The 20,146-nt window shown below is 37.0% G+C and carries 18 protein-coding genes and 1 tRNA gene; 8 read left to right on the top strand and 11 right to left on the bottom strand.

Annotation, left to right across the window (positions count from 1 at the left end; translation table 11 throughout):
- Window positions 1–261 precede the first annotated feature (261 nt).
- From BUA72_RS14315 to BUA72_RS14300, 4 genes are all read left to right on the top strand, one after another.
- Window positions 262–1,575, top strand: coding sequence for a hypothetical protein (locus BUA72_RS14315; RefSeq protein WP_072923521.1), 1,314 nt, complete (start codon window positions 262–264; stop codon window positions 1,573–1,575).
- A 26-nt stretch (window positions 1,576–1,601) separates the two neighbouring features.
- Window positions 1,602–2,168, top strand: a complete 567-nt coding sequence (locus tag BUA72_RS14310; protein ID WP_072923519.1) for a DUF6705 family protein — start codon at window positions 1,602–1,604, stop codon at window positions 2,166–2,168.
- Between the two features lie 136 nt (window positions 2,169–2,304).
- Window positions 2,305–2,379 (top strand) — tRNA-Arg (locus BUA72_RS14305).
- A 454-nt stretch (window positions 2,380–2,833) separates the two neighbouring features.
- A complete protein-coding gene (locus tag BUA72_RS14300; protein ID WP_072923518.1) occupies window positions 2,834–4,447 on the top strand; it encodes a helix-turn-helix domain-containing protein in 1,614 nt (537 codons plus the stop codon).
- Between the two features lie 125 nt (window positions 4,448–4,572).
- Here the strand turns inward: BUA72_RS14300 and BUA72_RS14295 are convergent, their stop codons facing one another.
- The 9 genes from BUA72_RS14295 to BUA72_RS14255 all read right to left on the bottom strand — a co-directional run bounded on the left by BUA72_RS14295 (window position 4,573) and on the right by BUA72_RS14255 (window position 14,036).
- Window positions 4,573–5,427: an EamA family transporter gene (locus BUA72_RS14295; RefSeq protein ID WP_072923516.1), complete on the bottom strand. Its 855-nt coding sequence runs from the start codon at window positions 5,425–5,427 to the stop codon at window positions 4,573–4,575.
- A 142-nt stretch (window positions 5,428–5,569) separates the two neighbouring features.
- Entirely contained in the window at window positions 5,570–7,315 is a 1,746-nt protein-coding gene (locus BUA72_RS14290; protein ID WP_072923514.1) for a CocE/NonD family hydrolase, read from the bottom strand.
- Between the two features lie 28 nt (window positions 7,316–7,343).
- Complete coding sequence (locus tag BUA72_RS14285) at window positions 7,344–8,063, bottom strand: LytR/AlgR family response regulator transcription factor (RefSeq protein ID WP_072923513.1); 720 nt, start codon at window positions 8,061–8,063, stop codon at window positions 7,344–7,346.
- Window positions 8,060–8,716 (bottom strand): sensor histidine kinase, encoded by a 657-nt coding sequence (locus BUA72_RS24665; protein WP_228407912.1) that lies wholly within the window; start codon window positions 8,714–8,716, stop codon window positions 8,060–8,062. Before BUA72_RS24665 ends, BUA72_RS14285 begins: the two co-directional genes overlap by 4 nt.
- A gap of 762 nt (window positions 8,717–9,478) precedes the next feature.
- Entirely contained in the window at window positions 9,479–10,474 is a 996-nt protein-coding gene (locus BUA72_RS14275; RefSeq protein ID WP_072923510.1) for a T9SS type A sorting domain-containing protein, read from the bottom strand.
- A gap of 221 nt (window positions 10,475–10,695) precedes the next feature.
- Complete coding sequence (locus tag BUA72_RS14270) at window positions 10,696–11,610, bottom strand: helix-turn-helix domain-containing protein (RefSeq protein ID WP_047453351.1); 915 nt, start codon at window positions 11,608–11,610, stop codon at window positions 10,696–10,698.
- Window positions 11,611–11,688: 78 nt separating this feature from the next.
- Complete coding sequence (locus BUA72_RS14265) at window positions 11,689–12,486, bottom strand: SDR family oxidoreductase (protein ID WP_072923508.1); 798 nt, start codon at window positions 12,484–12,486, stop codon at window positions 11,689–11,691.
- Window positions 12,487–12,654: 168 nt separating this feature from the next.
- Window positions 12,655–13,227, bottom strand: a complete 573-nt coding sequence (locus tag BUA72_RS14260) for a Crp/Fnr family transcriptional regulator (RefSeq protein WP_047453356.1) — start codon at window positions 13,225–13,227, stop codon at window positions 12,655–12,657.
- 50 nt (window positions 13,228–13,277) lie between these two features.
- Complete coding sequence (locus BUA72_RS14255) at window positions 13,278–14,036, bottom strand: hypothetical protein (protein ID WP_072923506.1); 759 nt, start codon at window positions 14,034–14,036, stop codon at window positions 13,278–13,280.
- A 573-nt stretch (window positions 14,037–14,609) separates the two neighbouring features.
- On the opposite strand from BUA72_RS14255, the gene BUA72_RS14250 reads away from it, so the two are divergent.
- The 3 genes from BUA72_RS14250 (at window position 14,610) to BUA72_RS14240 (ending at window position 15,715) form a co-directional block, all read left to right on the top strand.
- Window positions 14,610–14,849, top strand: a complete 240-nt coding sequence (locus tag BUA72_RS14250) for a hypothetical protein (RefSeq protein WP_072923505.1) — start codon at window positions 14,610–14,612, stop codon at window positions 14,847–14,849.
- 130 nt (window positions 14,850–14,979) lie between these two features.
- A complete protein-coding gene (locus tag BUA72_RS14245) occupies window positions 14,980–15,258 on the top strand; it encodes a helix-turn-helix domain-containing protein (RefSeq protein WP_317043240.1) in 279 nt (92 codons plus the stop codon).
- 115 nt (window positions 15,259–15,373) lie between these two features.
- Window positions 15,374–15,715, top strand: coding sequence for a transposase (locus BUA72_RS14240; RefSeq protein ID WP_072923501.1), 342 nt, complete (start codon window positions 15,374–15,376; stop codon window positions 15,713–15,715).
- Between the two features lie 96 nt (window positions 15,716–15,811).
- Here BUA72_RS14240 and BUA72_RS14235 read toward each other — a convergent pair whose 3' ends face one another.
- Entirely contained in the window at window positions 15,812–17,227 is a 1,416-nt protein-coding gene (locus BUA72_RS14235; protein ID WP_072923500.1) for a MocR-like pyridoxine biosynthesis transcription factor PdxR, read from the bottom strand.
- 505 nt (window positions 17,228–17,732) lie between these two features.
- Here BUA72_RS14235 and BUA72_RS14230 point away from each other — a divergent pair.
- Window positions 17,733–18,794, top strand: a complete 1,062-nt coding sequence (locus tag BUA72_RS14230) for a poly(ethylene terephthalate) hydrolase family protein (protein ID WP_072923498.1) — start codon at window positions 17,733–17,735, stop codon at window positions 18,792–18,794.
- 132 nt (window positions 18,795–18,926) lie between these two features.
- Here the strand turns inward: BUA72_RS14230 and BUA72_RS14225 are convergent, their stop codons facing one another.
- Complete coding sequence (locus BUA72_RS14225) at window positions 18,927–19,985, bottom strand: 3-oxoacyl-ACP synthase III family protein (RefSeq protein WP_047453368.1); 1,059 nt, start codon at window positions 19,983–19,985, stop codon at window positions 18,927–18,929.
- Between the last annotated feature and the right edge of the window lie 161 nt (window positions 19,986–20,146).

Raw genomic sequence — 20,146 nt, 5'->3', positions numbered from 1 at the left:
GCTATTTCATTCAGTTAAAAGACTTTGTATCATCAAGGTCTTTTTTTATGCAGAATACTGTAAAATCTACGACTGGTGAATAATACATTATTTAAAAAATAACAAAATAAATAAACCATAGAAGCCCTTCTATCATGATGTTTGTCATCATAAAATTTATCCCCATTACTTGATTTAATTTTTATATTTGCGCCGGAAAAAGTTATTATACGTTCTGTTCCTGACGTTTAAAAAAGCACACTATTAATAAAATAAAAACTAATGACAAAAGGTTATTTAACGGCAGTATTAGCCGGAAGTATTCTTTTTCTTTCATCTGTTCAATCATGTATGCACGAAAGCCTTGAAACTGAAATTTCTACTGTTCAGCAGGATCCGCTTTCTTTCATCAGAAGTGAGTATATGAGAGGAAAAGACATGGTTGGAGGAAAACTAATCGAATGGGAAAAAGCCAGAGAGTACAAAAGGGAGGAAAATATTATCCTTATCACTGTACCGGTGAAAAATGAAGAAAATAATCTGATTGAAGAATTGACCTTCAGAATTGACAACAACAAAGTATCCGGGCATCTTTGGAAATTTAAATCCAATACGCCATTTACTTCTGAAGATTACACGCTCACGGCTCATGAAATCATGAACAAGATGACAGGAACAGTTTCATATATAGCTCTGGAAGGATCTATGAGATATGAAAAGAAGATTGTGAAAGGTGAAGCTATTGATGAAGTAGCAAAAAACGGAAGCGGGCCTATGAGTTCACCGGCTTGTAAAAAGTGTCACGGTGAGATAGATGAGGTAGTCATAACAGTTCCCGGAGGAGGTGGTCCAACTAACCCATTTCCACCCGACAATCCTACAATTCCGATTCCTCCTATTGTAATTCCACCACCAAAACCTACTGACCCGCCTGCCGGAAATGATCCGTGCAGTAAAATAAAGGGACAGAAAGGAAAAGCAGATTATAACCAAAAAGTAAACGATCTGAAGGGTAAGACAGGAGAAAAAAAGGAAACGGGATATTCTCAGAAAGCTTCAGGAGATTATACTTACCATAACCAAGCGTCCACCAACTCCAACTCTAATTCTTTATCTCTTCCCAGGCCAGATCTTCCGGAAAATAAAGACATCACCGGATATATGCATACTCATGTTGATGATTTTTCAACCACTGATGCAGAAGGCAATGAAGGAACAAGAAAAGGAATAAAGATGTTCTCGCCTGCAGATGTTGGCTATCTTATGGATATGCTTGGCAATGCTCAGGCTGCCGGAAGACCTCTTGGAGATGTATATGCTGCAATGATCACCAGTGGCGGAATGTATCAGATAAGATTTACGGGAACTTCAGGACAGCTAAAAACGTTTACCAAGGAACAAATCGGAACTTTAACCAATTCCTATATAAAGGCCATGGGAAGCAGTAACAACCTGGAAGCTTCTTTCCTGAAATTTCTGAAAGAAAAAATGGGTATAGAAGGTGTCAACTTATATAGAATGGCACAGGTAGGAAAAACCACAGAGGTAAAATTAGACCCTGACGGTAAAAAAACTTCCCAATCAGATTGTCCCTAATATATTAATGATTAAATTAAACAGTAATGAAAAAATTTCTTTTTACAATAATGATAGGGCTGTCTACAGTTCTGAATGCACAGCTGGCATCTCTCGAATTAATGGTAGAATGCACTGTGAATCCACAAAACTGCCCGGAGAACGTTGAGTATGTCAAGGATTTCAATCATCTTCTCGACAAATACGTTGGAACCTGGAGCGGAAACATGGAAGGCAAAAGCTATGAATTTAATTTCATCAAGAAAGAAATGATGGAAAACGAATTTTCAACCACCAAATGGGACAGGCTTGTAGGAAGGGTTAAAATTATCAATCAAAACGGAAGTATTGAATACAATGATTTTAGCAAATCAGATCAGGAAGCCAATTGGGGTGACAATTTCCAGAAAGACATGAAAGCCTATCTGGTGACCTTTTACGGAGGCAAAACGGGATGTACAGATAATGGCTACCTGTATCTGCGTGTTAAAGCGGATACGCCCAATCAAATGTCGATCACTTTTATACCCGTTAGAGATATGGTAACACAGGAATGCAGCAATTTTCAAACGACAATTCCTACCGGTAAAGTAATCCATTTAACGAAACAGTAAAATGACGTTATAAACAATATGAAATCCCCTTCTGATTCAGAGGGGGATTTTTATGTTTAACCAGATTTAAGGCTATAATTATATCTGACTGATGATGCATGCACTTCAATTTATTAGTAATTTTATTCTCCTCAACGGCCTCATAGTTCAACGGATAGAATAGAAGTTTCCTAAACTTTAGATCCAGGTTCGATTCCTGGTGGGGCCACCAAAAGTCAAATGGCGCCATTTTTTTCTTGTAGAGCTAATCCATTATCTTAATTAAATTTTAGTACTGTTCTATTACTTCAATAATAAAACTTGTTAATATAGCAAAGTTGATGGACAAGCTATTTTAGGTTGCTTATGATGTTTTATTGGATATCCCCGCTGGATCGAGGATCTTATTCAAGCCCACGCATTTATCAAAGAAGGGAGCACGAAAATTCAGAAACACTCTCAAAACTTACTTATTTGCATGACCGAGACAGTATTAGAAGCTGTCATCATACAGGGAAGTATGGCCAATAGTGGTATACAGTTCATAAATCAGCTTACTTTAACACAATAACTCTTAATCATATTATATCATTTCTCAACCATCTTGCAACAGCTTACTTGCTTGAAATCTTCTTATATTTGTCAAAACGCCTTTTTAAACTAAATTACCACTGAATTCCAATCAAATGAGAACCTATCAATCTATTTTATTCCTCATCATTTTACACCTATTCACTTTAGGAAAAAGCCAGAAAATATCCGAAGATCAATTAAAGAACGAATTACACCAGATACAAGACAAGATAGGCAGTACAAGTGTCGTAAACACTACCATAAAACAGCTGAAAAACATCTACAGAACAGCAAAAGAAAATAAATACAATGTTGCATTCCCTATTGGTACTGAACTGATGCGAACTTATTCTACATTGAATAATTCGGAGAAAGTCATTGAAGTTGCAACAGACCTGGAAAGCTATATCAATGAAGATTCATCTCCACAGCAAGTATCTAATATGTACAAGATGAAGGCCGTTTCATTGGGAGACTTGGGGTTTCTGGAAGATTCCCATAAAGCATATCAGGCTTCAAAAAAATATTTGGGAAAAATCAAAGACAATGATGTTCGTCATTATTACAGCAGCTTATTTTATTCTAACTATTCCGGTTATTTTGATCAGAGCAAGAAACAACCGGACTCGGTACGCCTAAACCTCATAAAAGGGCTAGAAGAGGCAGAAAAAATATCCGAAAAAGAGTCCAGCATATCACTGGGACAGAAATATGATTTGATTGTTTCCATACAAGCAAACCTAACATTGTATTATTTATGGATCATTCAGCCCTCCGAGCCCAGGACGGCAGAGACATATCTTTTAAAATCATTGAAGATTGCTGAACGTAGGAAAATAAGTTCACTCAATGAAATGAACCTATACAGAACCGCTGGTGATTTTTATTTTGAACAAAAAAATAACGACAAGGCCATACACTATGCCCAGAAAGGCTTAGAACTGGAGCGAAAAATTTCATCCCCTTCCGGTCGGGAAATTTTCTACGAGATCTTAACGGAGGCTTATCTGGCTAAAAACAATACTCTCGAAGGAAAAAAATACAATCAACTTCTTACAAAGCTCAGGGACAGTATTAGAACTGTAGAAAAACATTCGGTAAATAAAGTTACCACAGCCATCAAAAAGGAAAAGGACAAGGAAAAAAGTAACACAGTCAGAAACTACTTATATATATTCTTTGTTTTAATAATACTAGGATGTGGTGGTATCTGGTACTATTGGAAAAACAGGAATAAAATCCTACAACAGAGATTTCAGGAACTCATTACAAAAATAAAGCATGAGTCAGAAAGCCGGAAGGATGAAATGGAGAAGCATGGAGAAAAAGCAATCAAAGCTCCGAAAACAATAGCTGAGGAAACAGTCAATCAATTATTGAGTAAAATATCCAAATTTGAAAAAACAGAAAAATACCTAAAAAGCGACATTACAATAGGTGGTATGGCCAGTAGTTTTGGCACCAATACAAAATATCTTTCAGAAGTTATAAAATCCTATAAGAACAAGAACTTCAATCAGTACATTAACAGTCTTAGAATTGAATACATAACCAGGAAACTGTATGAGGATTCAGTATGCAGAAAGTATAAGATCACTTCTCTGGCAGAGTTATGTGGCTACGCCAATCATAGGGTCTTTCAGACTGCATTTAAAAAAGAAACAGGCCTAACCCCCTCAGATTTCATTAACAATCTGAAAAAAGAGACTGAAGTTGAAGTACTGTAATACCAAACAATTTGAAGAGATAGTAGCGTCGCAGTACATGGAATACTGTATTAGATAACACACAATCTCCAACTATAATTGCAATCATTGATTAGTGTTTTCCTGTTAATTTTTCAAAATAATATTTACTTGGCTTCTATACCTTTGGAAGTTATTGCAGAGCCTGCTGATGCAATAACCACACAGGCTACGGCAATACATTCGGTCACTGATAAATATTCCTGTAAAAATACGAAAGCGGCTAAAGAGGCCATTGCAGGCTCAAGGCTCATTAAAATACTAAAAGTTCGTGCCGGTAAATGTTTAAGAGCATTTATTTCCAGCGTAAAAGGAATGGCACTGGAAAGCAGAGCGAGTGCCGCCCCTAGGCCGATCAAGTGTGGGTTGAGGTTAGCAAGCCGTCCATCAAAAATTCCAAATGGCAAAATAAAGATTGTTGCAATGAGCATCCCGATAGTCACCGCATCACCACCTTTCATTATTTTAGATATTCTTCCCCCAAGAATAATATATGCCGCCCAAAAACCACCAGCGAGCAGGGCTAATAAAACGCCAACTAAATTTAATCCATTACTCGACCACGGCGCAATTAATGCAATACCCACGACTGCTAAAATGATCCATATAAAATCTGTCATTTTTTTTGAGCTGAAAATCGCCAGAACCAATGGTCCTACAAATTCTAAAGTCACCCCCAGCCCAATTGGGATGCGCTCAATAGCCATGTAGAAAATTAAATTCATGGCACCTAACGATAAGCCGTAGAGTGTTACATATTTCCATTGTTTTACATTGAGTTTGGATAGATTAGGACGGAAAGCAATCCATAAGATAATCGCAGATAACCCAATCCTTAAAGTAGCAGTAGCCGCCGCTCCAATTTCAGGGAAAAGTCCTTTCGCAATGGCAGCGCCACATTGCACACTGATAATAGATAATAATACGGCCGGAATCGGTGGAAGCTGAAACTTAGTCTTCATTAGTATGATTTGAGTTACAATATTACAGCTTTTGATTTGTTCGGGTTACATTGTGTGAATGCAATTTATCATAAGTTTCATTTCCTAACCGAAAATCCCGACTCCCTAACTAACGAAGCTTCATTTAAAAAAATGAGTCAACTCATGGTGTTAATACCGGGATCTTTACAAAGCTGTCATTGTACCATTTCACTTTTAAGGGTTCTTTGGCATCTTTAATGGTTTCTTCACTCACTGTTTTTCCTGTTCCATAGTTGAGTTCAGAAAACGGATTTTTATTTACATTCAGATAGATAACCAGACGACTCCCCTTACTTAGCTGCTTACTCACCAAATGTGTATTGGAGAACGGAATGGTTTCAATTTCATTAGGTTTCAGTAGTTTCCTTTTTGTAATATCTGTTGAGTAACTTGCCCTTCCAATAAAATATGACAGATGAAAATATTCTCCATTTGGCATTAATTCATATAATGTCACTCCAATATCCATATCTTTTTTATTGATACTGGCTTTAATTTCCCCTAAAAAGGAACCATTGATTAATAGGGGTTCTTCCAGGGGTTCACTAATGAAATTAAATCCGTTAGAGGTATCTATTTCCTTGCGGATAATGGGATCCGGGTAGTAATCATTATTTGCTATTTCTCTGTTTGCAAAATCTACCGATTGCTCTAAATAATTTTTTTTAACAGGTTTTTGTGAATTTAAAGAGTAGAATTTACCTGACTTATTATCAGTGAGATACAAGGTTAAAAAACCATTACTCATTTTATCAATAGATGGAGCACTGCGCCATTCATTGGCTCCCATTACCTGATAGTTAATCCTATCTTTCAAAACTTTGGGTTTAGGCCCGTTTTTTAAAATATAGTCAAACCATTGATACGTAATTGTGTTGATATCAAATAACGCAACAGGGTCTACTTTATATTGATACAAAGTAGCTTCTCCTCCACTTTGAGTCCCAAAATGCCCATAAGGTCCTATAATTAAATACGCAGGGGTTTGAGGGCTATACTTTTGAAGTTCTCTCAAATAATACAAACCCGAACTCTGCCCATCATTGTAGTAACCGTCAAATGCCAAAACGGGTATTTTTATTTGTGCAAAATCTTTTTTATACGGAGTCATTTTTTGCCAATAATGGTCATAGGAGGGATGGCTGATCCATCGTTGAAACCATTTGTTGGCTACACCGTCTATACTGTCTAATTTTTTATAGGCCACCCCTGTTTCCCACCATTTATTTTGCATTTTTCTAAAACGCTGTCTGTCATTTCCAGCTATGGTGTCCAGGTATTTATTATTTCCAACGTAAAATGCCCATTCATAATTGGGGTTAATGAAGGTATTATTTTCCATAGGCAAACCCTGTCCCGGTCTCGCTGCTACATAAGGTACGATTGTTTTAAGAGCCGGGTGCAGGTTTTTACACGCTGCCCACTGTGTAAATCCATTATAACTTCCTCCATACATTCCAACACTTCCATTAGACCATTTTTGTTTACTGATCCAATCTATGACATCATAGGTGTCATTTCCGTCATTCTCATATGGAAGTATTTCATCCTGACTGAATCTTTTTCCTCTTGCATACGCTATAACTCCTACATAACCATTATCTACAGCTCTCTTTAATGATACCATATCTCTGCCTGCATCTCTAACATAAATTGTTGACTGAAGGATTACAGGTGCAGGTATTTCATCTCCTTTTTTACGCACCACCATTAAAGATAAGGTGGCTCCATCTCTGGTTTTTACAGAAACACTATCCTGAATATTATAAATACTTTGTAAGTCTTCTGTTTTTGCTTTTTTTGTTTGTTGGGCCCGACAATAGAAAAATGCCAAGAACACAATGATGAAATTCAAAATTACTTTCATTGGTTAGTTTTGTTTAGGTTGTTTTTTATCAGATTTTATTTATATTTCTGAATTTAACAGATTGGCGGTTTGAAACTTCTAATAGCTCTCCTGTTTTGAGTTTTACCTCTAACCTACCGCCGGTAATTTGTTTTACTTCCTGTATGTATTCAATATTGATAATCTCAGTTCTGTTTATTCTAAAAAATATATTTTCATCAAGCATCTCTTCCCATTGACGAAGTGATCGTCTTTGAAGCGCTTTCTTCCCTTGAAAAAAAAGTCTGGTATAATTTTCAAGTGATTCAATTAAATAAATGTCACCCAGCTGGATAAAGAATCGTTTCTCCCCATCCTTAATAAAAATCTTCCGGTCTTTGGTTACCCCATTATTTAAAGAAGATTTCTGGTTTACAGCATCTCTTATTTTTTCAATTGCCTTTGCAAAACGCTCCTCTCTTATAGGTTTCATGAGATAATCTAACGCATTTACTTCAAATGCCTGTACCGCATATTGATCATAAGCCGTAACAAACAGCACTGCAGGCACATGATCTAAAGACTCCAATAAATCGAAACCGGATTTCTCTGGCATCTGAATATCTAAAAAAAGCAAATCAGGCATTTCTGTTTCAATCAAATGCTTAGCGTCATCAGCATTTTCAGCCTCACCAATCAGCACGAAATCGTCATACATTTTTAATGTTTTTTTCAGTTCTTCCCGGGACAAACGCTCATCATCCACTATTATCACTTTTATTTTTTTCATTTGAATGGGAGTAAAATAGTTGCTAAAACCGTTTCGTCTTTTCTCTCTTTAATTTCAAAAAGGGCATTTCCATTGTATTGCAATAAAAGCCTCTCTTTTAGATTATTCAGTCCAATACCGGAATCTTTAATCCTGTTACTCAGTTTCCCCGGATTTTGAACACTGATTTTTATCCAATTGCTTTCCTCTTCAATTTTTATACTAAGAAATCCACCATTTTTTCTTTTTTCAATTCCATGTTTTATGGCGTTTTCAACCAGGGACTGAATACTCAAAGGAAGAATCTGATGTTTTGACACCTCTGCATTGATCTCCATTTTTATTTGTAACCTTTCCTCAAACCGCATCTTTTCTAATTCAAGATAATCGTTAACAAGATTAATTTCATCACTTAAAGGCACTAATCTCCCTACATTGTTATTTAAGGAATTCCTGAGCAGCTCAGACAAAAGATCAATGGCACGCCTTGCTGAATTAGGATTTTCTAATACCAGAAATTTTATATTATTCAATGAGTTAAAAAAGAAATGTGGGTTAAGCTGCGCACTTAGATTATTCAATTGCACCTCTTTTATCCTAAGTGACAATTGTGCAGTTTCAATTTCAAGTCTTGAATAATGGAAAAGGTGGTAAGCCAATAACCAAATAGACATTAATCTGGTACCCGTAATAAAAACCTGTAGTTCCCTGGATTTGAAAAACGTAATGAATGAAGTCATTGTACTTTCTAAGATAAACAGCCGTACCAGATAAAGTTTACTGACTATCAAAAACATATATAGTAAAGAAAGTATCAGGACACTGACTGCAATTTTTGGAGCTAACTTTTTAAGATTTAACTTATTCCAGCCTTTTCTTATGGCAAAATTTCTGTAAATATGGGTCAATGTAATACCTATCAATACATCCAATATCAAATCTGCTATTCCTATTTTCCAGCTAAAATTACCGGTTAAAAATGCTGAGAATCCCCAATAAAAGGAAGCCGAAAACCATCCAATGAGCTGAATCTTCCAGTAGGTAGATATTTCTCTAATTATTTTCAATACATAAATTTTTTAATGCTTTGGTAAAGGTATTCCTCTACCACAGATTGAGCAAATAAAAGTACATGAACGAAAAATAATAGCAGATGAACGCAGATGGCTTCCTTACTTTAGAAAAGGGATTAAAAAAATCTAAATTTACAAGAGAGTCTACAGATTCACATTAAAAACGGAAAGAGCTTTCAGTATCCTGAAAGCTCTATTCCTATAAAAACCACTTACCGAAAGTCTGATGATGAAACCTAAAATTTATTATTCAGAGATGAACAAATACGTATGCAAAAGTTCATTCCTGATCCACAACCTATAACAATTTTTTGTACTTCCGGCTTGATCAGCAGCTTTCATTCTGAAAACTAAAATCTTGCACTATTTCTTTATCATTTTTTTCGAAACTATATTTCCGTTCTTTAATTCCCCCTGAATGATATAAGCTCCTTTTGGGAGTTTTGAAACATCAATATTCTTTATACTTCCAGTTTTTAAAACAGATTTTCCGTCAAGAGATGTAATGGTGATCTTTTTAAGATCTTCATCAGACTGTAATGTAACCGTATCCGAGGTTGGGTTCGGGAATATTGAAATTTCTGTCTTCTTTTTGTTTAAATCAGAGGTTGATAAAGCCCCCGGAACAAGATATGACACCAGCTTCGAAACATTGGTATTTCCATTCAAAGTGAAAGTATTGATCCCAAAAGAGAAAACCATTCCTGAAGTCTGACTGATCCATTGATAAGATTCGTGGGTATAGGGCAAAGGCGGCTGTCCCGGCATGGTTTGAGTAGCAGTTCTCATTCTCTTTACCCTGAGAACGTTCGTATACGTTCCGGTCGGGGTAATAACTGTTCCATAACCGTCTGCGATAAAGGATTCCTGTCCGGCTTCACTGGTATTTCCTGCGCCCGAAACGGTATTGAACTGATACGTTTCATTAAACTGCTGCTGGTATGTGATCGGAAACTTGTACATGATCAGAGGATCTGTATAGGTTACCGTTCCGTTACCAAGACTGGGTCCGAAATAAGATCCTACCATAGTGGCTTCCGTATCGGTCATGATATTGAAATCATACGTGTCGAGTGCAATGGGATTCGTAATCCTGTTGGCTGTTGGAAACCTGAAACAATTGGTCTGCCCGGGACATATATTCGTGGTAGCAGTTACTGGATTGGCTGCTGTATAAGCAGAAAAATCCCATGTAACATTAGCCCCGGCTGCTCCTGCAGTAATGGACGTGGATGTAACATCACCCGATCTGAATGTAGTGGGTATATTAATCCTGTCAATTGCGGATCTGGTTACCGTAGGCTGCGCGTAGGCCATCATTCCTACGGTAATGATTAAAAGAAAGTTAATTTTTTTCATGTGTTTATGGTGATATGGTGAAAGTGATTTATATGGAGTGTTTTTTTATTACAAATGTATCTTTAGGTTTATAGAGTATCAATCCTGAAAAAAAAGTATTTTTTTCTACCTATAATTAGGTATTTCATATCATTGTTAAAATCAGTATTTTCTCCGTTCGGTTCCAAAAACAAATAAGCCCGACGCAATGCCGGGCTTATTTTGAATGTATTTGTTTGATCTTAATTAAAAGACTGTCTGTAGCTCAGAGGGGTTTTGTCTGTTTTCTTTTTAAACAGCTTATTAAATGATTGTGGATGTTCAAAACCTAATGCGTACGCTACTTCCGATACGGAAAAACTCGTTGCTGTAAGGTATTCTTTAGCTTTTTCAATCAATTTTTCATGGATGTGCTGTTGTGCATTCTGTCCGGTAAGATTTCTAAGCATATCACTTAGATAATGGGGTGAAAGATTCAGTTCAGAAGCCAGAAATTCTACTGTGGGAATCCCTCCGTTTAACGTCTGCTCTTTATTAAAATAATCTTCCAGTACGGTATCCATTTTGGACAGCAGATCACTGTTGACTGCCTTTCTGGTTATAAACTGTCTCTTATAAAAACGGTTGCTGTAATTCAGCAGAACCTCTATATAGGAGATAATCACATCCTGACTTACCTCATCAATGGCCGTATTCAATTCATTTCGGATATTGTCCAGCAGTCCGGTAATAACGGTTTTTTCCTGATCAGACAGATGCAGCGCTTCATTCGTATCATAAGAAAAGAACCCGAATTTCTTAATATTCTTCGCTAAAGGATAGGTCCGTATAAAATCCGGATGCACAAGCAGTGTATAGCCACAATATTCTGCATCCACATCTGTAGAAAGGATCTGTCCCGGCGACGTGAACATCATTCCGCCTTCATTAAAGTCATAATACCCCTGCCCATACCCCATCTTTCCGTGTTCAGAAAATTTATAGGAGATCTTATAAAAATTCATCAGGAAACTTTTTTTTAGCATTTCTTTATCCACACTCATTTGGGTATTGTCTACCAGACTTACCAATGGATGTACCGGTTTGGGAAGCTTCAGCAGATCATGAAGTTCCGATATGGAGGAAATTTTCATTGGGGCATTATCTTTCTTTTCCATGATATAAATGTATTAAATATTTGGTTGTAAAGACAGCATAAAAGCAATGTATTTATGCTGTCCTCCAATTTATTTGGCTTAGATAAACTGTTTTCCGAACTGCTCTCTGAAAAGCTCGTCTCCCAATTCAAGACGCTGTGCGTAAATCGCTTTGGCATCTTCTCCGGCTACATATCTCAACTGTTTTTTACCGTCTGTAGCCGCTTCATAAATCACCTCAGCAATTTGTACCGGTTCAGAAGCCGCTTCCATCATTCCTTCCATTTTTGAAAATAGAGAATTGCTCATTTCATCATAAGCGGGACTTGTAGCAGCATCTAAAGAACGGCTTACAAAATCTGTTTTAATTCCGCCCGGAGAAACGGTTTTGATATCAATTCCAAATCTGTTCAGCTCATACGCTAAACTTTCGCTCCAGCCTTCAAGCGCCCATTTGGTAGCGTGATAGGTAGACCCTAAAGGAAAAGCAACCAATCCACCTATTGATGTGGTAGAAATAAACATTCCGCTCTGTTTTTCTCTGAAATATGGAATGAATGCCTGCGTCACGCGGATCACACCCAGAAGATTCGTATCCAGCTGTTTTAAAATCTGCTCGTCGGATAAAGCTTCCAAAGGACCGATAAGTCCATACCCTGCATTATTAAAAACCACATCTACATTACCCAGCTCAATTGCTTTTTTTACGGTTGATTTGATCTGTTCCAGATTGGTGACATCCAGCGGAAGCAGGGTTACATTGTCCAGATCTTTAAGTTCAGTTGCTGCTTCAGGGTTTCTCATGGTAGCGATCACGTTCCATCCTCTGCTTTGAAATAATTGGGCAGCCGCTTTTCCTAATCCTGTTGAAGCGCCTGTTATAAAAATTGTTTTCATTTTGTTCTGTATTAAATTAACAGGACAAAGGTCAGCATTAGAATAAAGGCCGGAGTTGCCAAATTGGATTAACGTGTAGCCAAAATGGATTTCTCATTTAAAATCATAAAAAAGCGGTACAATATATACTGCACCGCTTCGCTATTAAAAAAAATAAATCTAAATATTTCAGCGTTTGAGCAATCTTTTTCTGATTCTGCTTAAAGACTGTGGCTGAATGCCGAGATAACCAGCAATATGCTTTTGAGGCACCAGCTGCAGGATTTTTGGGTTTTCCAGCAACAATTGATGATAGCGCTGTTCCGGAGAGATGCATAATAAACCTTCTATCCTTTTTTTGGCATGAAGATACACGGCTTCGGCAATTTTTCTTCCGAATTCCTGCCAGTATGCTTCTTTGTGATAAAGGCTCTGAAGGTGATCTTTATGCAGGAGAAATACCTCAGAATCTTCTATAGCTTTGATATTCATTTTGGATTTCACGCCATATAAAACACTGTCATAATCTGTAATAAGACTGTTTTCAAGGTGGAAATTGACGTTGATATCCCGATCATAAAAACTTCGCATCAATCCGCATTTTAAAAATCCTAAATGCTGACAATATTCTCCTTCTCTCAAAAAGAAATCTGACTTTTTAAACGTGACTTTTTTCAAATAGCCGCAGAACTCTTTATAATGCTCTTCATCTACCAGAAATAAAGAACCGTAGACTGCGTATTCTTTAGTGATGCTTTCCATATAGAATTGATTTTATTACATTCTAAAACTCATAGACACTTCGTCATGGGTTAATTGATTTTTCTTGCAAATAAGGCATTGAGATAAAATATACCCTGCCAGTTACTTAAACTCTCTGCTCTTACCACTGAAACCGTTAATCTTGTTTTCCCCGCTCCGGTATTGGCAATGCTTATAATGTTGGCGGTATATACATCCGGGTAACTGGAATTGTTGCCGGCTGTGAGTTGAGGGTACAGATTGGTAATATTAAGCGCCGAACCCTGATATTCGTAAATAATCGTCATTCGTGCGGGCTGACCGCCTGTCGTGTTGACTGATGTTTTAGAAATAACCCACCAGTTATCATTATCATACGTGCTCACTGAATGGTTGCTAAAATCTGCTGCATACTGGTTGTGAGGCGGGATCTTCACCTGAAACCCGTACAGATCCACATTGGTGGGTCTCAAAGCCTGCCAGATTCCCGGAGATGGCAACGCCGCAGGATCAAAATAATAATACCCCGGCGCAGAGATATTAATGGCTGATCCGGTTGCTGTTCCTGTAGTGATATTATTAACGTAAATCATGGTAGATTCCGGAACGGCGGGACTGCTGTTATTCCCCATCGCCTGTGCTCTGGCTCTGTCCACATTAGGAATTAATATCCCGTCTTTCAGATTTGGATTCGAAACTCCCACAGGAGTCCTGGCAGTAATATCTACCGTTGCTTTTGGGCTTGAATTATTGATTCCAACCTGAGCGTTCATTGAGGCAAACCCGCATAAAGTAGCGGCTGCACTGATTGTTTTAAGTGTTTTTATCATAACGAAATAATTGTGTCAACATTTAAAAGGAGCTCTATACCAGGTATAAAGCTCCTTATCGAAATATTTTTTTTATGATTTGTGTTCTGTTATTATATATTTTCCGGACAGAATTCAACGCGCAGACCTCCTGTACCAATGACAATAGGTTCTTCTGACTGCAACAAAGCTGCCTTATCACAGGCTCCATTGTGAATAATAGTTCTTCTCCAAAAGAAATTTTCCGGCAATACGTGTATCGAAAAGAATGAGATACTGTCAACGCTAAGACAGTTGCTGCTCTTTTCTTTAACACAGGAAAACTCATTATTTATTCAACAATTGTAGAATTATTACTAATACAAAAAAAACACATTCTATGCTTTTTTACATCATCCAGTTTGTTTTTTTATACAGCTCCAGTTTTAATCATGTTAATTTTTATATTCTGAAAACTGGTCATGGCAAAACTTAAAAACTGGACTAGAATGAGGGCTATATTTTTTTCTTTTTTTGTACCAGCCAATAGATTTGATCGGGTAAATCAATCCTATCCTATTTCAGTGGGCTCCTATTTTTTTAATCCAAAACTATGTGAAACTGGTGATAGAACTCAACAGCTATGAAATACTGATAGGAAAGACCCTTTCAGAAGCAGAACATATTTTAAATCAACCCATCATCATCAGCCCTCAGTCTATAGAGCATGAGTGTATTTTAACCTCCTATTTTTGGGGACTGATCAGGAAAAAAATGTTTTTGTACTGTGGAAACGGCAAAGTTCTGGGCTATCGTATTATTTACATGAAAAAATATACTATCCATGATTTTTGAGTCAAAAAATATTCATATCGGTTCATTAATCGAGAAACGCGTCCAGGAATCCGGTATAGACATGACCCGGCTCTGCAATTTTTTTAAATGTACCGAAACAAGCATTAAAAAAGTATACAAGAGTAAGTCCATGGACTCGGATTTACTTTTAAAATGGTGCAAATTACTGGAATATGATTTTTTCAGAATGTATACTCAACATCTGATCCTCTATTCTCCGGCTACTAAACAGATCAAAGCCGAGACAACACTTCCCCGCTTCAGAAAGAATATTTACACCAAAGAAATCATAGATTATATTCTGGATTTGGTTCAGACCGGTGAAAAGAGCAAGAAACAGATCATAGAGGAATATAAAATTCCAAAAACCACACTCTATAAATGGATCAGTAAGTATAACATGGGCTAAGATTTGGGCACTGCATTTAGAAAGGTCTTTCTATCATTGGCAAGGATGCCTATTGCTCTTCTTTGTAGTAATACTTTTACCTCCAACACTTCCTTATAACACAAAAAACACATATTTGAAAACGACGGAAAAAACCATACCGGATTATAAAAAATTATATACGGATATACTCATAAAAAAGGGACTTCAGGATGATAAAGAATGTGTACGTATTCTGAAAAAAAGATATTTAACCACCCTTGATGTTCTGTTACTTAATGACCTCATATTCAAAACAAGTTGTCGGGAAACTGAAATTTTCAACCAAAAGCACAGATCGTACAATGAGGAGGCTATCATTAAAATATTAGATTATCAGCGATCCAATAATTTAAATAACAGTCAGCTATGCAGACACTTCAAGCTCAGCAGAAATACGATTGCTAAATGGAAGAAATTATACAGTACATCAGTTTAGTGAGTTTTCCATAGTTCAAAGAAGAAGGAAGCTGATGATCAGCTTCCTTCCGTTTTAAAATATAATTTGTTTGTAAAAATGTTTTAAAATCAAAACTTAAAAATACTCAGCCATAATCTTCACGGCTTCTTCCAGATTCTTTTCAGATACAGAACCGAAACTCACAAGAACTCCCTCACCATCATTTTTATAATAATCATGGCTGATAATGGATCTTATTCCTCTGGTGGCCAGTTCATCTTTTAAAAAACGGTTAAACTCTTCCCGCATGGGTTTTACAGGAGTAATCCAATAACCAAGTCCCAGTTCAGGTTTGGTATATCTTATTTTGCCATTGAGGTATTTATTCAAAATCTCATCCAGAAAATCCCTCTTGTTTTTGTAATGCCGGACAGATTTCTTTAAGTGCTTGGTATAAATCCCATCTCTTATTAAATTGAAAAATGCCCTTTCCATGATAGAATCACCATTTATGTCAATGATTCTCCTAAGTGCCACCAGCTTTTTGATCAGCGTATGACTGCTGGCAACATATCCTATTTTTAAGAAGGGACTTACCGACCTGCTGAAAGTTCCTACATAGATATAGTTTTTTAAATTTTCATCACTGCATAAAGGCAAAAGCCTCTTCTCGCTGTAATTAATATCGGTACAATAATCATCCTCTATAATATAAAAGTCATGGGCATTTGATAATTCAATCAGCTCTTTGCGTCTTGGTTCACTTAAAATAGCTGTCGTGGGAAACTGGGAATTCGGAGACACGTACACTGCTTTTATATTCATCCCCATTTCAATATATTTTTTGATATCTGAAATAACAATTCCGTCTGTATCTACTTCTGCAAATAATACCTTTGCTCCTGCATATTCAAATGCATCCCATGCAAGCCTGTATCCCGGATGTTCTACAATAACGCAGTCACCACTTTTCAACAAACATTGTGAAATCATAAACAAAGCCATCTGGCTGCCTCTTGTGATGCATATATTATTTTCATCTCCTGCGATTCTTCTCTGGTGGTTCAGCATTTGAGATAAGACGACTCTCAGCTTCCGGTATCCTGCAGGATCGTTGAAGGTATGCAGTTTCTGTTTCTGTATTTTTTTAAGGACCAGTTTGTATTCCCGGATGATATCTTCCATGGGAGACAGATTAGTGTCCGGAAGGCCCTGATCAAAAACAATTTTATTAATGGCAGAAATACTTTTGGCATGATCTGTAACAACCTCTTTTGCTTCTATATGCGGAAGATTAAAGGAGACAAATGTTCCGGATCTCTGTTTAGAAGTCACCCAACCTTTGTATTCCAATTGATTATAAGCTTCAATCACTGTATTTCTGTTTACCTGCAGCATATCTGCAAGTTTTCTGGTACCGGGAAGAACATTTCCTCTTTTCAGTTTACCGGAATGTACAGCGTCTATAACGGTTTCAACAATCTGTTGATAAACAGGTAGCTGAAAATATTTTTCATCAATTTTCAGATCCAGATTCCAAGGTCTTAACATTTTATAGGCTGTTTAATTAAAATCTCTATCTGATCAATCTAACTGACTTCTAAGCAGATAATTTATTCACTATCAAAGAAAAAATATTTTAATCTCATCTTGCTAGGCCAGTTTTTAAATTTAACACAAACCAGTTGGCTTAAAAAACAGAATCTAACGACCGTAAGACCTTCATTTTAACAGACAAAACGAAACAATAAATCCCTGTAAAACAAAGCTGTGAGCGGTTATCACTTACTCCCAATGCTTCGTTTAGAATCATTGGAAAAGATATTAACTCCACTTTTCTTTTCATTGTAATAAGTACTGTTAAAAAAAAAATAAAACTGTATTCTAAAAAAATAATAAACTGGATCAGATATAAAATGGCTCAAAACATTTTCTTTGTTCATATAAATCACTAAATAATGATAAAATATTAACTTAACAAAATAATTAAATAACTTTAATACAGATATTTATCAATCAAAATAATCAAGAAAAAAACCATTTAAACAATAAACTTATGAAAAAATTGATCTTTTCTGTACTTGCGGCATCGTTGTCGCTGGTATCCTGTCAAAACAGTGATGACCTATTAGAAAATTCACCGGAAAATAATCTGGCTGGTGAAAATCAGATGACATCAAAATCCAATTTCTTCCCTGCTACGGGCCAGGCCAATGAGCAATACGGAAATATGGGCCCTTATGCGGTGAGCACAGATGCGGTACTCGGAGACTGTGGAAATCTGGGCGGTATCATTGTAGATGTTCTTCAATCCATTAATGTGCTGGATCATACCATTCAATGTACCAACAATTTTCCTTTTGGGAACGGGTCTCCCATTATGACATCGGTCTATTATCCTTCCAATATCGCCAATATGGATAAGCTTCCGGTTGTCAATTTTGTTGGAGGTATACTTTCCAATGAGGGAAATTATGCACAAATGCTAAAGTTATGGGCAAGCCATGGTTTTGTGGTGGTAGTTTCTTCAGATTTCATCAATACACTGCCGGAAATGCACATCCTGGGGGCTTTAAAAGCATCAAAGCTGAACAAGGATACCCAATCTCCATTATACGGGAAAATTGATATGTCCAGAATGATTATAGCCGGGCATTCAGCAGGTGGCGGAGCTTCACTTTTGACCTCAAGTATTCCCGATACTGCTTTGAAACTGATCGATCCGGCGCTGAAAGTCGTTGGATCCCTTCCAATTGAACCGGGACCGGCAGCAGTAAGCTTTACGGTAAAAGCACCTACCCTGATCTTAACCGGAAGACTTGATATTGTGGTGATGCCATGGTATACGAAACTTCATCAGAGCCATCTTCTCAACCAATCTCCGGCCTGGGCGGCCACTGCCACTACAGCAACCCATTTTAGCCCGACCATGGAGATCTCAAAGAATGAATTTGCAGGAATCAGTGTAGCCTGGTTAAAATATACCGGTTATAATGATGCGGATGCCAGAACATATTTTGTAGGCCCGAATTATAAATTAAAATCGGACTCACAATTTCTTCAGGGGATTCACCCATACAGAGTCGTAAGAAACCAAATTGCGGATAACCTTCAGTAATTCACATAAATAAGGTGAAATTTCATCCTTTCAAAAATTAAGGCTCAGATTTTAATAATCTGAGCCTTATTTCAATATAGGAGATCAAAATATGATTGTAATCATCATATATTCTCTCTGATAAGTTGTAATTTAAAATTTATAAACGAATGAATTGATATTCATCCCCGCTCCTACAGAAGCGAACAGAACTACCTGACCTTCTTTTATTTCGTGGGAAGGAAGTTCTCCGTTTAAGATCATGGTAAGCAAGGTTGGAATGGTAGCGACACTGCTGTTCCCTAATTTACTGATGACCATCGGCATAATGTTTTCTGGCATCGGAAGGTCGTACAGCTGATAAAAACGCTTTACGATAGCTTCATCCATTTTTTCATTAGCCTGATGGATAATGATCTTATCAAGCTGATCTATAGAATATCCACTGGCATCCATACATTTTTTCATGGCATCCGCTACATTCACAAGCGCAAATTCGTAGATCTTACGGCCATCCATTTTGATGTACTTCGTATCCGGACAGCTTTCGTTGTTGTATGATTTTCCGAAAAACAGGAAGTCTTTCTCGTTTAAAGTATAAGAAGCCGATAGGTGAGACTGTATTCCGCTGTTATCATCACTGATTTCAAGAATAGCTGCTCCAGCTCCGTCAGCATAGATCATACTGTCTCTGTCGTGGATATCTACTACTCTGGAAAGTGTTTCTGCCCCAATCACCAGGCAGCGTTTTGCAATACCTGATTTGATGAAGGCATTGGCCTGTATCACCCCTTCAATCCAGCCCGGACATCCGAAAAGAACATCATAGGCCACGCAAAAGTTATTTTTGATTTTTAGCAGATGCTTTACCCTTGAGGCCAGACTCGGGACACTATCCGACTGAACGGTACCGAATCGCACGTCCCCAAAATTGTGGGCAAATATGATATAATCCAATGTTTCAGGATCTATTTTTGAGTTTTCTATCGCTCTCTGTGCTGCTATCAGTCCCAGATCCGAGGTCACCTGATGCTCAGATGCGTACCTTCTTTCTTCGATGCCGGTAATTTCCTTTAGCTTTCTGGCAATAATATCATTCGCTTCCTTTAATGACTCTCCGTTTTTATTAATAAAATGATGCTGGTCAAAAAATAAATTTGTAATTGTTTCCGGCGGAATATAATTGCCGACGCCTATAATCTTGCTTGTCATTAAAAAAAAATTATAATCTTCTTAAATTCATTTCGTATTTTTCATGAATTTAAATATTGTACAATAATAACGATAAAATATCTATTAATCGTATGATAAATTATAATTGAATATTTATATTGGTATTCAAAGCATACAATGGGCTTTCAACTTTCGCTAAA

It is taken from the genome of Chryseobacterium sp. OV279 (assembly GCF_900128945.1).
In the GTDB taxonomy this organism is placed as follows: Bacteria; Bacteroidota; Bacteroidia; order Flavobacteriales; family Weeksellaceae; genus Chryseobacterium.
Note: the sequence above shows the minus strand (reverse complement) of the source record. Positions and strands in the feature narration are given on the sequence as shown.